Here is an 18,011-nt window from a genome sequence, read left to right as displayed (position 1 = left end):
CAGTTGAGGACGCCAGCAACAAGGCCACAGTGGCCTCCATCATCAAGGACGGCACCCAGGACGGCAAAGCCGTGGCTGGCACGCTGGACAAGGAGGGTGCAGGCCGCCTGGTCCTTTCTGGCGCCAACAGCTACACGGGTGGCACGACCATCAACCAAGGCACGCTTGAAGGCACAACGGCCAACTTCGGCACAGGTGCCATCAACGTGGCTCAGGCTGGCACGCTTGACCTCAACCAAGGCAGCGATGCGACCTTCGGCAACCAGCTGACGGGCAACGGCACGTTCGACAAGGACGGCGCTGGCACAGTGACCATCGCGCGTGACGACAGCGGCTTTGCAGGCCAGACCAACATCAACCAGGGCGCCATGCTGGTGAACGGCGCGCTTGGCGGCAACGCCCAGGTCAACCAGGGCGCAAGCCTTGGCGGCACGGGCACGCTTGGCGGCAATGTGAACGTTGCTGCTGGTGGCACGCTGTTTGCTGGCGACTACGCCAAGGGGCAGACAGGCACGCTGAACATCGGCGGCGACCTGAACCTGGCGGGTAATTCCAACGCGAACTTCCTGGAAAGCACGCCAAGCCAGCAGGGCGACCTTGTGAAGGTTGCAGGCACGCTGACGCTTGACGGCGCGCTCAACATGGTGCCCACGGCAGCTGGCACAACGTTTGACGTTGGCGTCTACCATTTGTTCACGGACGGCAAGCTTGGCGATGTGAGCGAGCAGGCGCGCGGTCTTGCCAGCCTGACGCAATACCTGAACACGGCAGACGGCGAGCGTGCGTCCTTGCAGACGAACAAGGCGGGCCAGGTGAACGTTGTGGTGTACAACACCCACCATGACGGCCTGAGGGACGGCCTGTACTGGGACGGCACGGCTGCGCAGACGGGCGATGGTTTCATCAGGGGCGGCAACGGCACGTGGAACGCGGCAACGGCCAACCGCAACTGGACGGACAGGACAGGCAACGCGCAGGCGAACTGGGACAACAGTGGCGTCAACGCCATCTTCACCGCCCAGGGCGGCACGGTTCAGGTTGACGACAGCCAGGGCGCTGTTCTGGTCAAAGGTCTGGACTTCGACAGCACCCTCTCTAAAGCAGACAGCGCTGTGCTGCCTTCTTCTGGCAGCTACACCATCACAGGTGACGCGCTGACCATTGCAGGCAACAAGCTGACAGCCACGGTTGAGGACGCCAGCAACAAGGCCACAGTGGCCTCCATCATCAAGGACGGCAAAGCCGTGGCTGGCACGCTGGACAAGGAGGGTGCAGGCCGCCTGGTCCTCTCTGGCGCCAACAGCTACACAGGCGGCACGACCATCAACCAAGGCACGCTTGAAGGCACAACGGCCAACTTCGGCACAGGTGCTGTCAACGTGGCTCAGGCTGGCACGCTTGACCTCAACCAAGGCAGCGACGCGACCTTCGGCAACCAGCTGACAGGCAACGGCACGTTCGACAAGGACGGCGCTGGCACAGTGACCATCGCGCGTGACGACAGCGGCTTTGCCGGCCAGACCAACATCAACCAGGGCGCCATGCTGGTGAACGGCGCGCTTGGCGGCAACGCCCAGGTCAACCAGGGCGCAAGCCTTGGCGGCACGGGCACGCTTGGCGGCAATGTGAACGTTGCTGCTGGTGGCACGCTGTTTGCTGGCGACTACGCCAAGGGGCAGACAGGCACGCTGAACATCGGCGGCGACCTGAACCTTGCGCAGGGCTCCACAACCCAGTTCATTGAAAGCAGCCAAACCGCAGGCGCTGCCGGCAATGACCTAATCAATGTGGCTGGCAAACTTGACCTGCACGGCACCATTGACCTCACCCCAGGCAAAAGCGGGCCCGCCATCGTCAATGGCAAGTTCACCGATGGCGTCTACCATCTGTTCACCTATGGCAAAGGCCTTGATGACAGCGGCGCCGCCTTGAACATGGCCGACCTGCTGCCCTACCTGAACAGTTACGACAGCGCTTCATTGCAGACAGCTGTGAACGGCCAGATCAACGTCGTCATTTATGACAAGAACGGCCTGTTCTGGAACGGTGCTGGCAACCCCAACGGCAACGGCACTCTTGTGGGCGGCGACGGCACCTGGAACGCCAGCAGCAACCGCAACTGGACCAACCATGACGCCAATGCTGTGGCCAATTGGAACAACCAGGGCGCTGAGGCCATCTTCATGGCCCATGGCGGCACGGTCACGGTCGACAACAAGACTGATGGGCAAGTGTTCGTGAAGTCCATGGACTTTGGCAACTTGGCCAAGGACGGCTTCTACACCATCCAGGGCGGTGACCTGAAGCTCTCTGAAAGCACCTTCACGGTGGCTGTGGATGGCGCTGACAATCACGCCACCATCGCTAACAACCTGATCCAGACTGCCGCGAACACCATCCTTGACAAGGAGGGTGCAGGCCGCCTGGTCCTTTCTGGCGCCAACAGCTACACGGGTGGCACGACCATCAACCAAGGCACGCTTGAAGGCACAACGGCCAACTTCGGCACAGGTGCTGTCAACGTGGCTCAGGCTGGCACGCTTGACCTCAACCAAGGCAGCGACGCGACCTTCGGCAACCAGCTGACGGGCAACGGCACGTTCGACAAGGACGGCGCTGGCACAGTGACCATCGCGCGTGACGACAGCGGCTTTGCAGGCCAGACCAACGTCAACCAGGGCGCCATGCTGGTGAACGGCGCGCTTGGCGGCAACGCCCAGGTCAACCAGGGCGCAAGCCTTGGCGGCACGGGCACGCTTGGCGGCAATGTGAACGTTGCTGCTGGTGGCACGCTGTTTGCTGGCGACTACGCCAAGGGGCAGACAGGCACGCTGAACATCAGCGGCAACCTGAACCTGGCGGGTAATTCCAACGCGAACTTCCTGGAGGCGGCGGACGCCTCAACAGGGGACCTTGTGAAGGTCGCAGGCACGCTGACGCTTGACGGCGCGCTCAACATGGTGCCCACGGCAGCTGGCACAACGTTTGACGTTGGCGTCTACCATTTGTTCACGGACGGCAAGCTTGGCGATGTGAGCGAGCAGGCGCGCGGTCTTGCCAGCCTGACGCAGTACCTGAACACGGCTGACGGCGAGCGCGCGTCCTTGCAGACGAACAAGGCGGGCCAGGTGAACGTTGTGGTGTACAACACCCACCATGACGGCCTGAGGGACGGCCTGTACTGGGACGGCACGGCTGCGCAAACGGGCGATGGCTTCATCAGGGGCGGCAACGGCACGTGGAACGCTGCAACCACCAACCGCAACTGGACGGACAGGACAGGCAACGCGCAGGCCAACTGGGACAACAGTGGCGTCAACGCCATCTTCACCGCCCAGGGCGGCACGGTTCAGGTGGACGACAGCCAGGGCGCTGTCCTGGTCAAAGGTCTGGACTTCGACAGCACCCTCTCTAAAGCAGACAGCGCTGTGCTGCCTTCTTCTGGCAGCTACACCATCACAGGTGACGCGCTGACCATTGCAGGCAACAAGCTGACAGCCACAGTTGAGGACGCCAGCAACAAGGCCACAGTGGCCTCCATCATCAAGGACGGCACCCAGGACGGCAAAGCCGTGGCTGGCACGCTGGACAAGGAGGGTGCAGGCCGCCTGGTCCTTTCTGGCGCCAACAGCTACACGGGTGGCACGACCATCAACCAAGGCACGCTTGAAGGCACAACGGCCAACTTCGGCACAGGTGCCATCAACGTGGCTCAGGCTGGCACGCTTGACCTCAACCAAGGCAGCGATGCGACCTTCGGCAACCAGCTGACGGGCAACGGCACGTTCGACAAGGACGGCGCTGGCACAGTGACCATCGCGCGTGACGACAGCGGCTTTGCAGGCCAGACCAACATCAACCAGGGCGCCATGCTGGTGAACGGCGCGCTTGGCGGCAACGCCCAGGTCAACCAGGGCGCAAGCCTTGGCGGCACGGGCACGCTTGGCGGCAATGTGAACGTTGCTGCTGGTGGCACGCTGTTTGCTGGCGACTACGCCAAGGGGCAGACAGGCACGCTGAACATCGGCGGCGACCTGAACCTGGCGGGTAATTCCAACGCGAACTTCCTGGAAAGCACGCCAAGCCAGCAGGGCGACCTTGTGAAGGTTGCAGGCACGCTGACGCTTGACGGCGCGCTCAACATGGTGCCCACGGCAGCTGGCACAACGTTTGACGTTGGCGTCTACCATTTGTTCACGGACGGCAAGCTTGGCGATGTGAGCGAGCAGGCGCGCGGTCTTGCCAGCCTGACGCAATACCTGAACACGGCAGACGGCGAGCGTGCGTCCTTGCAGACGAACAAGGCGGGCCAGGTGAACGTTGTGGTGTACAACACCCACCATGACGGCCTGAGGGACGGCCTGTACTGGGACGGCACGGCTGCGCAGACGGGCGATGGTTTCATCAGGGGCGGCAACGGCACGTGGAACGCGGCAACGGCCAACCGCAACTGGACGGACAGGACAGGCAACGCGCAGGCGAACTGGGACAACAGTGGCGTCAACGCCATCTTCACCGCCCAGGGCGGCACGGTTCAGGTTGACGACAGCCAGGGCGCTGTTCTGGTCAAAGGTCTGGACTTCGACAGCACCCTCTCTAAAGCAGACAGCGCTGTGCTGCCTTCTTCTGGCAGCTACACCATCACAGGTGACGCGCTGACCATTGCAGGCAACAAGCTGACAGCCACGGTTGAGGACGCCAGCAACAAGGCCACAGTGGCCTCCATCATCAAGGACGGCAAAGCCGTGGCTGGCACGCTGGACAAGGAGGGTGCAGGCCGCCTGGTCCTTTCTGGCGCCAACAGCTACACGGGTGGCACGACCATCAACCAAGGCACGCTTGAAGGCACAACGGCCAACTTCGGCACAGGTGCTGTCAACGTGGCTCAGGCTGGCACGCTTGACCTCAACCAAGGCAGCGACGCGACCTTCGGCAACCAGCTGACAGGCAACGGCACGTTCGACAAGGACGGCGCTGGCACAGTGACCATCGCGCGTGACGACAGCGGCTTTGCCGGCCAGACCAACATCAACCAGGGCGCCATGCTGGTGAACGGCGCGCTTGGCGGCAACGCCCAGGTCAACCAGGGCGCAAGCCTTGGCGGCACGGGCACGCTTGGCGGCAATGTGAACGTTGCTGCTGGTGGCACGCTGTTTGCTGGCGACTACGCCAAGGGGCAGACAGGCACGCTGAACATCGGCGGCGACCTGAACCTTGCGCAGGGCTCCACAACCCAGTTCATTGAAAGCAGCCAAACCGCAGGCGCTGCCGGCAATGACCTAATCAATGTGGCTGGCAAACTTGACCTGCACGGCACCATTGACCTCACCCCAGGCAAAAGCGGGCCCGCCATCGTCAATGGCAAGTTCACCGATGGCGTCTACCATCTGTTCACCTATGGCAAAGGCCTTGATGACAGCGGCGCCGCCTTGAACATGGCCGACCTGCTGCCCTACCTGAACAGTTACGACAGCGCTTCATTGCAGACAGCTGTGAACGGCCAGATCAACGTCGTCATTTATGACAAGAACGGCCTGTTCTGGAACGGTGCTGGCAACCCCAACGGCAACGGCACTCTTGTGGGCGGCGACGGCACCTGGAACGCCAGCAGCAACCGCAACTGGACCAACCATGACGCCAATGCTGTGGCCAATTGGAACAACCAGGGCGCTGAGGCCATCTTCATGGCCCATGGCGGCACGGTCACGGTCGACAACAAGACTGATGGGCAAGTGTTCGTGAAGTCCATGGACTTTGGCAACTTGGCCAAGGACGGCTTCTACACCATCCAGGGCGGTGACCTGAAGCTCTCTGAAAGCACCTTCACGGTGGCTGTGGATGGCGCTGACAATCACGCCACCATCGCTAACAACCTGATCCAGACTGCCGCGAACACCATCCTTGACAAGGAGGGTGCAGGCCGCCTGGTCCTCTCTGGCGCCAACAGCTACACGGGTGGCACGACCATCAACCAAGGCACGCTTGAAGGCACAACGGCCAACTTCGGCACAGGTGCTGTCAACGTGGCTCAGGCTGGCACGCTTGACCTCAACCAAGGCAGCGACGCGACCTTCGGCAACCAGCTGACGGGCAACGGCACGTTCGACAAGGACGGCGCTGGCACAGTGACCATCGCGCGTGACGACAGCGGCTTTGCAGGCCAGACCAACATCAACCAGGGCGCCATGCTGGTGAACGGCGCGCTTGGCGGCAACGCCCAGGTCAACCAGGGCGCAAGCCTTGGCGGCACGGGCACGCTTGGCGGCAATGTGAACGTTGCTGCTGGTGGCACGCTGTTTGCTGGCGACTACGCCAAGGGGCAGACAGGCACGCTGAACATCAGCGGCAACCTGAACCTGGCGGGTAATTCCAACGCGAACTTCCTGGAGGCGGCGGACGCCTCAACAGGGGACCTTGTGAAGGTCGCAGGCACGCTGACGCTTGACGGCGCGCTCAACATGGTGCCCACGGCAGCTGGCACAACGTTTGACGTTGGCGTCTACCATTTGTTCACGGACGGCAAGCTTGGCGATGTGAGCGAGCAGGCGCGCGGTCTTGCCAGCCTGACGCAGTACCTGAACACGGCTGACGGCGAGCGCGCGTCCTTGCAGACGAACAAGGCGGGCCAGGTGAACGTTGTGGTGTACAACACCCACCATGACGGCCTGAGGGACGGCCTGTACTGGGACGGCACGGCTGCGCAGACGGGCGATGGCTTCATCAGGGGCGGCAACGGCACATGGAACGCTGCAACCACCAACCGCAACTGGACGGACAGGACAGGCAACGCGCAGGCCAACTGGGACAACAGTGGCGTCAACGCCATCTTCACCGCCCAGGGCGGCACGGTTCAGGTTGACGACAGCCAGGGCGCTGTCCTGGTCAAAGGTCTGGACTTCGACAGCACCCTCTCTAAAGCAGACAGCGCTGTGCTGCCTTCTTCTGGCAGCTACACCATCACAGGTGACGCGCTGACCATTGCAGGCAACAAGCTGACAGCCACGGTTGAGGACGCCAGCAACAAGGCCACAGTGGCCTCCATCATCAAGGACGGCACCCAGGACGGCAAAGCCGTGGCTGGCACGCTGGACAAGGAGGGTGCAGGCCGCCTGGTCCTCTCTGGCGCCAACAGCTACACAGGCGGCACGACCATCAACCAAGGCACGCTTGAAGGCACAACGGCCAACTTCGGCACAGGTGCTGTCAACGTGGCTCAGGCTGGCACGCTTGACCTCAACCAAGGCAGCGACGCGACCTTCGGCAACCAGCTGACAGGCAACGGCACGTTCGACAAGGACGGCGCTGGCACAGTGACCATCGCGCGTGACGACAGCGGCTTTGCCGGCCAGACCAACATCAACCAGGGCGCCATGCTGGTGAACGGCGCGCTTGGCGGCAACGCCCAGGTCAACCAGGGCGCAAGCCTTGGCGGCACGGGCACGCTTGGCGGCAATGTGAACGTTGCTGCTGGTGGCACGCTGTTTGCTGGCGACTACGCCAAGGGGCAGACAGGCACGCTGAACATCGGCGGCGACCTGAACCTGGCGGGTAATTCCAACGCGAACTTCCTGGAGGCGGCGGACGCCTCAACAGGGGACCTTGTGAAGGTCGCAGGCACGCTGACGCTTGACGGCGCGCTCAACATGATGCCCACGGCAGCTGGCACAACGTTTGACGTTGGCGTCTACCATTTGTTCACGGACGGCAAGCTTGGCGATGTGAGCGAGCAGGCGCGCGGTCTTGCCAGCCTGACGCAGTACCTGAACACGGCTGACGGCGAGCGCGCGTCCTTGCAGACGAACAAGGCGGGCCAGGTGAACGTTGTGGTGTACAACACCCACCATGACGGCCTGAGGGACGGCCTGTACTGGGACGGCACGGCTGCGCAGACGGGCGATGGCTTCATCAGGGGTGGCAACGGCACGTGGAACGCTGCAACGGCCAACCGCAACTGGACGGACAGGACAGGCAACGCGCAGGCGAACTGGGACAACAGTGGCGTCAACGCCATCTTCACCGCCCAGGGCGGCACGGTTCAGGTGGACGACAGCCAGGGCGCTGTTCTGGTCAAAGGTCTGGACTTCGACAGCACCCTCTCTAAAGCAGACAGCGCTGTGCTGCCTTCTTCTGGCAGCTACACCATCACAGGTGACGCGCTGACCATTGCAGGCAACAAGCTGACAGCCACGGTTGAGGACGCCAGCAACAAGGCCACAGTGGCCTCCATCATCAAGGACGGCACCCAGGACGGCAAAGCCGTGGCTGGCACGCTGGACAAGGAGGGTGCAGGCCGCCTGGTCCTTTCTGGCGCCAACAGCTACACGGGCGGCACGACCATCAACCAAGGCACGCTTGAAGGCACAACGGCCAACTTCGGCACAGGTGCTGTCAACGTGGCTCAGGCTGGCACGCTTGACCTCAACCAAGGCAGCGACGCGACCTTCGGCAACCAGCTGACGGGCAACGGCACGTTCGACAAGGACGGCGCTGGCACAGTGACCATCGCGCGTGACGACAGCGGCTTTGCAGGCCAGACCAACATCAACCAGGGCGCCATGCTGGTGAACGGCGCGCTTGGGGGCAACGCCCAGGTCAACCAGGGCGCAAGCCTTGGCGGCACGGGCACGCTTGGCGGCAATGTGAACGTTGCTGCTGGTGGCACGCTGTTTGCTGGCAACTACGCCAAGGGGCAGACAGGCACGCTGAACATCGGCGGCGACCTGAACCTGGCGGGTAATTCCAACGCGAACTTCCTGGAGGCGGCGGACGCCTCAACAGGGGACCTTGTGAAGGTCGCAGGCACGCTGACGCTTGACGGCGCGCTCAACATGATGCCCACGGCAGCTGGCACAACGTTTGACGTTGGCGTCTACCATTTGTTCACGGACGGCAAGCTTGGCGATGTGAGCGAGCAGGCGCGCGGTCTTGCCAGCCTGACGCAGTACCTGAACACGGCTGACGGCGAGCGCGCGTCCTTGCAGACGAACAAGGCGGGCCAGGTGAACGTTGTGGTGTACAACACCCACCATGACGGCCTGAGGGACGGCCTGTACTGGGACGGCACGGCTGCGCAGACGGGCGATGGCTTCATCAGGGGTGGCAACGGCACGTGGAACGCTGCAACGGCCAACCGCAACTGGACGGACAGGACAGGCAACGCGCAGGCGAACTGGGACAACAGTGGCGTCAACGCCATCTTCACCGCCCAGGGCGGCACGGTTCAGGTGGACGACAGCCAGGGCGCTGTTCTGGTCAAAGGTCTGGACTTCGACAGCACCCTCTCTAAAGCAGACAGCGCTGTGCTGCCTTCTTCTGGCAGCTACACCATCACAGGTGACGCGCTGACCATTGCAGGCAACAAGCTGACAGCCACGGTTGAGGACGCCAGCAACAAGGCCACAGTGGCCTCCATCATCCAAGACGGCACCCAGGACGGCAAAGCCGTGGCTGGCACGCTGGACAAGGAGGGCGCAGGCCGCCTGGTCCTCTCTGGCGCCAACAGTTACACGGGCGGCACGACCATCAACCAAGGCACGCTTGAAGGCACAACGGCCAACTTCGGCACAGGTGCTATCAACGTGGCTCAGGCTGGCACGCTTGACCTCAACCAAGGCAGCGACGCGACCTTCGGCAACCAGCTGACGGGCAACGGCACGTTCGACAAGGACGGCGCTGGCACAGTGACCATCGCGCGTGACGACAGCGGCTTTGCAGGCCAGACCAACATCAACCAGGGCGCCATGCTGGTGAACGGCGCGCTTGGCGGCAACGCCCAGGTCAACCAGGGCGCAAGCCTTGGCGGCACGGGCACGCTTGGCGGCAATGTGAACGTTGCTGCTGGTGGCACGCTGTTTGCTGGCAACTACGCCAAGGGGCAGACAGGCACGCTGAACATCGGCGGCGACCTGAACCTTGCGCAGGGCTCCACAACCCAGTTCATTGAAAGCAGCCAAACCGCAGGCGCTGCCGGCAATGACCTAATCAATGTGGCTGGCAAACTTGACCTGCACGGCACCATTGACCTCACCCCAGGCAAAAGCGGGCCTGCCATCGTCAATGGCAAGTTCACCGATGGCGTCTACCATCTGTTCACCTATGGCAAAGGCCTTGATGACAGCGGCGCCGCCTTGAACATGGCCGACCTGCTGCCCTACCTGAACAGTTACGACAGCGCTTCATTGCAGACAGCTGTGAACGGCCAGATCAACGTCGTCATTTATGACAAGAACGGCCTGTTCTGGAACGGTGCTGGCAACCCCAACGGCAACGGCACTCTTGTGGGCGGCGACGGCACCTGGAACGCCAGCAGCAACCGCAACTGGACCAACCATGACGCCAATGCTGTGGCCAATTGGAACAACCAGGGCGCTGAGGCCATCTTCATGGCCCATGGCGGCACGGTCACGGTCGACAACAAGACTGATGGGCAAGTGTTCGTGAAGTCCATGGACTTTGGCAACTTGGCCAAGGACGGCTTCTACACCATCCAGGGCGGTGACCTGAAGCTCTCTGAAAGCACCTTCACGGTGGCTGTGGATGGCGCTGACAATCACGCCACCATCGCTAACAACCTGATCCAGACTGCCGCCAACACCATCCTGGATAAGGAGGGTGCAGGCCGCTTGGTCCTCTCTGGCGCCAACAGCTACACGGGCGGCACCATCATTCAAGATGGCACCTTGGAACTGACCAACCTGAAGGGGGCTGGCACAGCTTATGTGAGGGATGATGCGCATTTGGTGCTGAGTGCGGATGGCACATTTGCCAATAGCATCTCTGGTACAGGTGACCTCACGGCCAATGGCAATGTGGTGCTGGCTGACGCCAATACGTACACTGGCGGCACTATCATCAATCAAGCTGGCAAGCTGACAGGCACTGCGCAAAGCTTTGGTTCAGGCAACATTGCTGACAATGGCACATTGGTTTTGAACCAAAACCATGACGCATCCTTCAAAAACCAAATCACTGGTGCAGGCACGCTGGACAAGGAGGGTGCAGGCCGCCTGGTCCTCTCTGGCGCCAACAGCTACACGGGTGGCACGACCATCAACCAAGGCACGCTTGAAGGCACAACGGCCAACTTCGGCACAGGTGCTGTCAACGTGGCTCAGGCTGGCACGCTTGACCTCAACCAAGGCAGCGACGCGACCTTCGGCAACCAGCTGACGGGCAACGGCACGTTCGACAAGGACGGCGCTGGCACAGTGACCATCGCGCGTGACGACAGCGGCTTTGCAGGCCAGACCAACATCAACCAGGGCGCCATGCTGGTGAACGGCGCGCTTGGCGGCAACGCCCAGGTCAACCAGGGCGCAAGCCTTGGCGGCACGGGCACGCTTGGCGGCAATGTGAACGTTGCTGCTGGTGGCACGCTGTTTGCTGGCGACTACGCCAAGGGGCAGACAGGCACGCTGAACATCAGCGGCAACCTGAACCTGGCGGGTAATTCCAACGCGAACTTCCTGGAGGCGGCGGACGCCTCAACAGGGGACCTTGTGAAGGTCGCAGGCACGCTGACGCTTGACGGCGCGCTCAACATGGTGCCCACGGCAGCTGGCACAACGTTTGACGTTGGCGTCTACCATTTGTTCACGGACGGCAAGCTTGGCGATGTGAGCGAGCAGGCGCGCGGTCTTGCCAGCCTGACGCAGTACCTGAACACGGCTGACGGCGAGCGCGCGTCCTTGCAGACGAACAAGGCGGGCCAGGTGAACGTTGTGGTGTACAACACCCACCATGACGGCCTGAGGGACGGCCTGTACTGGGACGGCACGGCTGCGCAAACGGGCGATGGTTTCATCAGGGGTGGCAACGGCACGTGGAACGCTGCAACGGCCAACCGCAACTGGACGGACAGGACAGGTAACGCGCAGGCGAACTGGGACAACAGTGGTGTCAACGCCATCTTCACCGCCCAGGGCGGCACGGTTCAGGTAGACGACAGCCAGGGCGCTGTTCTGGTCAAAGGTCTGGACTTCGACAGCACCCTCTCTAAAGCAGACAGCGCTGTGCTGCCTTCTTCTGGCAGCTACACCATCACAGGTGACGCGCTGACCATTGCAGGCAACAAGCTGACAGCCACGGTTGAGGACGCCAGCAACAAGGCCACAGTGGCCTCCATCATCAAGGACGGCACCCAGGACGGCAAAGCCGTGGCTGGCACGCTGGACAAGGAGGGTGCAGGCCGCTTGGTCCTCTCTGGCGCCAACACCTACACAGGTGGCACGACCATCAACCAAGGCACGCTTGAAGGCACAACGGCCAACTTCGGCACAGGTGCCATCAACGTGGCTCAGGCTGGCACGCTTGACCTCAACCAAGGCAGCGACGCGACCTTCGGCAACCAGCTGACAGGCAACGGCACGTTCGACAAGGACGGCGCTGGCACAGTGACCATCGCGCGTGACGACAGCGGCTTTGCAGGCCAGACCAACATCAACCAGGGCGCCATGCTGGTGAACGGCGCGCTTGGCGGCAACGCCCAGGTCAACCAGGGCGCCATGCTGGCTGGTGGCAGCTATGCCCCCAATGGTGCCGGCCATGTCCTGGGTAATGTGACGGTGGCTTCTGGTGGCTTGATTGCAGCGGGTCAGAAAAGTGACCCCCTTGGGACAAGCAGCGACAGGAACAGCACTGGCGTGTTGAGCGTTGGTGGCAACCTGAACCTGCAGCAGGGTGCCCAGATGGCCTTCACGGAAAGCGATCGGGCCAACCCGTTTGACCCCAAGGCGCTTCCTGGCAATGACCTGTTGAAGGTTGCAGGCAACCTGAATGTCCAAGGTGTGACCAAGGTAAATGTGCTGCCAGGGTCTGATGGTACAGCAGTGGTGCCTGACAAGTTCAAGTTTGTTGAAGGTGTCGTGCACCTTGTGGACTATGCAGGCAGCGCTGTGGGCCTCAACAATCTGCAGCTTGCAGACATGACGGGCTATTTGGCCAATCCGACCACCGACATGGTGCAGATCCAGACTGCCATCAAAAACCAGGTGAACGTTGTCATTTATGACAAGAACGGCCTGTTCTGGAATGGTGGTGATGCCAATAACGGCAATGGCACCCTCATGGGCAGCAACGGCTTCACAGGCCAAGGCACGGCTGCCGCCGGCACGAACTACAGCTGGACAGCCAGCCTTAATGACAGGAACTGGACAGATGTGAACGGCAATGCCCGTTCCAACTGGACCAACGCTGGCGCCGATGCCTATTTTGAGGCCTTGGGCGGTGTGGTGAATGTGAATGACAGCAAAGGCCAGGTGGTGGTGAAGAAACTGATCTTCGCCAACCAGGCCCAAGGCCCTGGCTACGTTCTGCAAGGCGACGCTTTGCAGGCGGCCACAGGCACGCTGGACGTCAGCGTGATGAATGATGGTCAGCCAGCCGCTGGCATGCCGTTGAACACAGCCACCATCAATAACAGCATCATTGACGCCGTTGGGCAGCACACGCAGATGGTCAAGGACGGCAAGGGCGTTCTTGTCCTGGGTGGTGACAACAGCTACAGCGGCGGCACTGACATTCAGGACGGCACGCTGGAGCTGACCAACCTCAACGGTGCCGGCCAACAGGCTGTGCGTGATGACAGCCACCTGGTTTTGGCCAGCAATGGCAACTTCACCAACACTGTTACGGGTGGGGGCGATTTGGCAACGGCGGGTGACGTCACGTTGGGGCAGAACAACAGCTTCACAGGGGGCACCACCGTTCAGTCAGGCACGTTGACAGGCGGTGTGGGCAGCTTTGGCACAGGCACCATCGCCATTGACCAGAACGCAGGCTTGGACCTGAACCAGAACACAGATGGCACTTTGGCCAATGTGATCTCCGGCCAGGGGACCATGGCCAAAAACGGCAGTGGCGCTGTGCGCCTGACCGGTGACGACAGCAAGTTCACTGGCCAGACACAGGTGGATGCCGGCGCGTTGTTGGTGGACAATGCCCTGGGTGGCAATGTCCAAGTGAACCAGGGTGCCACATTGGGCGGTGGTTCCAGCGGCAGCGCAGGGGTGATCGGCGGCAATGTAACGGTGGCTTCTGGGGGCGTCCTCTCGCCAGGCGATAGCGCTGGCCAGGCTGGCACGCTGGTTATTAACGGCAACTTGAATTTGGCGCAGGGGTCCATCCAGAAATGGGATCTGAGCAATGTGGGTGAAGGTGGCCTGAACGATCTGGTTAAGGTTGGCGGCAATCTGGCGCTCGCCGGCACCCTTGAGATCAACCAGGTTGCCTCTGATGTTCAGGAGCTGGGCACGGGTGTCTACCGCATCTATGACTACGGCGGTACGCTGACCAACAATGGTGAAAGCCTGCTGGTGCCCAACGGCACTGTTGCCACGCTTCAAACCTCCATTGACCACCAGGTGAACGTGGTTATTGGCGGCGGCCCCAACAGTGTGAACTTCTGGGACGGCACCAGTATGAAAGGCGATGGCGTCATCCATGGTGGTGATGGCGTTTGGCGTCAAATGAGCGGCCTGACAAACTGGACGCATGCCGACGGCCAAGACAACTACGCTTGGGACAATGGCACTGCCGTGTTTGAAGGCCAGGCAGGCACCGTGAAGGTTGATGACCAGGGTGGCAAGGCCAACGTGGTGTTCACAGGGTTGGATTTCGCCAACAATGATGGCCGGATTTCCCGCATTACGGGTGATGCGCTTTCCATGGGCACAGCCAACACCACCATTCGCGTGGGTGATGGCACCAAGCAGGGTGCGGCCATCACAGCTGAGGTCGATTCAGTGTTGAGTGATGGTGACTTCTCCAAAACGCATGGCGGGAAGGGCAGCACACTGGTCAAAACAGATGCTGGCACCCTCATCCTGCATGGTGACAATGCCTATAGTGGCGGAACGGTCGTGAAGGGTGGCATCCTGCAAGGCCACACTACCAGCTTTGGCTCTGGCGCCATCGCTGTGGACGCTGGCACCGCTTTGGCCTTTGATGACGCTGGCCAAGCCATGCAGAAAGCGGGCAACACCATCAGCGGTGACGGCGCGTTGGCCATGGTTGGAACAGGCAATGTAACCCTGAATGGACAGAACAGCTACACAGGGGGCACAATCATCCAATCGGGCACCTTGACGGGCACGACGCAAAGCTTTGGCTCTGGCGCTGTGGCGGACAATGGAACTTTGGCGCTGAACCAGGGCACGGACGGCACGTTCGCTAACCAGGTGTCTGGCACAGGCACCTTGGTGAAGATGGGCGCTGGCACCATCACGCTGGCTGACCAGAATGCCTACCAGGGTGGCACGCACATTGCAGCCGGCACCTTGACGGGCACAGGCTGGAGCTTTGGCTCTGGCGCCATCGCTGTGGACGGTGGGGCGGTTGTCGCCTTCAACCAGAACGACACACGCCGCATGGGCGCGGGCAACACCATCACTGGCGCTGGCTCCCTCACTAAATCTGGAAACGGCGAGCTGATCCTGGCCAACGGCAACACCTACGCTGGTGGCACCACCATTAATGGTGGCACGTTGACAGGCAGCACGACCAGCTTTGGCGCTGATGGCTCCAATGTGGCCATAGCTGCCAAGGACGGCCTGCTGAACATTGACCAGCGCTACCAGGATGGCTTCAATGGTACGGCCAATTTCAACCACCAGGTCAGTGGCGCTGGTGGGGCGGTTGTGAATGCTGGCGCTGGCACCGTGGTGTTTGGTCCGCACAACACTTACGCTGGAGGCACCACCATCAATGGCGGCACGTTGGCAGGGTCTGTGAGCAGCTTTGGGTCCGGCGCCGTTCTTGACAATGCGCGCCTTGAGCTGACGCAGGACGCTGACGGCGCCTTCGGGAACCAGATCACTGGGATCGGCAGCCTGCTGAAGCAGGGCACCGGCACCATCACGCTGGGCGACAGCAACAGCTATGCTGGCGGCACAGACATCGAGCGCGGCACATTGGCTGGCACCACCACCAGTTTCGGATCTGGCGCCGTTCTCGACAATGCCGTCCTGGTGTTGAACCAAAGCGCCAACAACACCCAGGGCGCCGCGGATGGCACGTTCAGCAACTTCATCATGGGCGCTGGCAAGCTGGTGAAGGACGGCGCCCAAACCATCACCTTGGGTGATCGAAACACTTACACAGGTGGGACGGACATCAAGGCGGGTGGCCTCACAGGCAGCACGGCCAGCTTCGGCACTGGCCTGATAAATGTGGATAAGGGCGCTGCCCTGACCCTGGACCAGGAGGACCAGGCCGGCCTGTTTGCCAACACGCTTTCAGGAGAGGGCCAGTTCAACAAGACTGGCGCCGCTTTGGTAGCTTATGCTGGCGATGGTTCAGCCTTTGCAGGTCACACTGACGTGCAGGCTGGCGAACTGGATGTGATGGGCAACCTGGGGCAGTCAGCCATCACGGTTGAGCAAGGCGCCACCCTGTCCGGCATGGGCACTGTGGGCGGCGGTGACATCTTCGGCACCTTGGCCCCAGGCCAGAGCCCGGCTGGGCTTGGCTATGGCACCATGAAGCTGAATGGCGACACCGTCATGGAGGAAGGCTCCACCCTGGCAGCCAACGTCACGGCTTACCCACAGGCCAGCATGGCTGAAGTTAAGGGTGCTTTCACCATCAAGGACGGCTCCACCCTGGCTGTCACCGCCAGCAAGGAAGCCTCCCTGGCAGTCGGGCAGGCCTATGAGATCGTCCATGCCACCCAGGGCGTGAACGGCACTTTTGCCAGCTATGACCAGACGGGCCTGATCGCCAGCCACGATTTGTTGGAGACGGCAGGGCCGCACTACACCGCCAATGACGTGCAGATCACCCTGAACTACAACGGCAACAGTTTCGCCACGGATGCCAACACGCGCGATAGGAAGGCTTCAGGTCATGGTCTGGATGGGCTTTACCATGCAGGCCGGGGTGCTTCGCTGACCAACCTGGTGGCGGGCCTGTCCAACGACCAGCGCATGCATGCCCTGGATGCATTGGACGGTGAGATCATGGCGGACAGCCGCACTGCCATGGTCAATGACGCCTTCTACCTGCGTGACACGGTCATCAACCGCCTGGATTGCGCAACTTCCGACCTGCGCCGCCAGGCCATGGGCGAGAAAGGCAAGGAGTCAGGCTATTGCGATGTCGACCCCAACCGCCGCTTGACGGTCTGGGGCACGGTCTACGGTTCACGCGGGCAGCAGAGTGGCCATGGTGGCTACGACATCGCCACCCACATGAGCGACAGCTCCGTTGGTTGGATTGGTGGCGCTGATGCGCTGATTGGTGACAGCGCCAAGGGTGACCAGCAGTGGCGCATCGGTGGCATGCTGGCCTATGGGCGCAACATGTTCAGCAACAAGGGTGGGCGCAATTCCTACGGTACTTCCAACAATGTCTCCATCGGCGCCTATGCTGGCACGGGCTTCAAGGTGGGTGGCATCAACAAGGATGCCATCATCACCCTGAAGCTGGGCGCCACATACAGCTGGGACGTTATTCACACGCACCGCAGCATCCGCTTCACGGGCTTCAGCCAGCATACCTCCGGTGGGCAGCTGGGTGGCACAGGGCAGGTCTTTGCTGAAAGTGGCTACAAGTTCATGGCTTACGCTGGCCACCACGCTGTTGAGCTGGAGCCATTCGTGCGCATGACGTACCTGAACTACCAGTCAGGCAACTTCAGGGAGCGCGGTTCCATCGCTGCCCTGCAGGGTCATGGGCGTGACAGTTCCATGGGCTTCTCAACCTTCGGGTTCAAGGCTGCTACCAATTTCCGTGCGCTGGGCATTGACTTCACGCCGCATATGACAGCGGCCTACCGCTATGCCTTTGGTAAGGTGAACTCCACCCTGCATGAGCGCTTCCGGGCGGCTGGCGGCGGGGCTGGTTGGGACATGAGCGTGATCGGCACGCCCGTTTCTACCAACACGGCCTTGCTGGAGACTGGCATCGCAGCCCACTTGACCAACCGCATTGACTTGGATGTCAATTACATTGGGCAGTACGGCAACCACATGATCACCTCTGGTGGCACCGGCTCCCTCAAAATTCACTTCTAA

General features: G+C 61.6%; 1 protein-coding gene (only partly in view). It reads left to right on the top strand.

What is annotated here, in order from left to right; translation table 11 throughout:
* Positions 1–18,011: the 3' portion of an autotransporter-associated beta strand repeat-containing protein gene (locus tag E3E12_RS09010; RefSeq protein ID WP_286206905.1), read on the top strand. It extends 3,187 nt beyond the left edge of the window; the window shows 18,011 of its 21,198 coding nt (coding positions 3,188–21,198); the start codon falls outside the window, past its left edge; the stop codon is at positions 18,009–18,011.

This window comes from Formicincola oecophyllae (assembly GCF_006542395.2).
GTDB lineage: Bacteria > Pseudomonadota > Alphaproteobacteria > Acetobacterales > Acetobacteraceae > Formicincola > Formicincola oecophyllae.
Note: the sequence above shows the minus strand (reverse complement) of the source record. Positions and strands in the feature narration are given on the sequence as shown.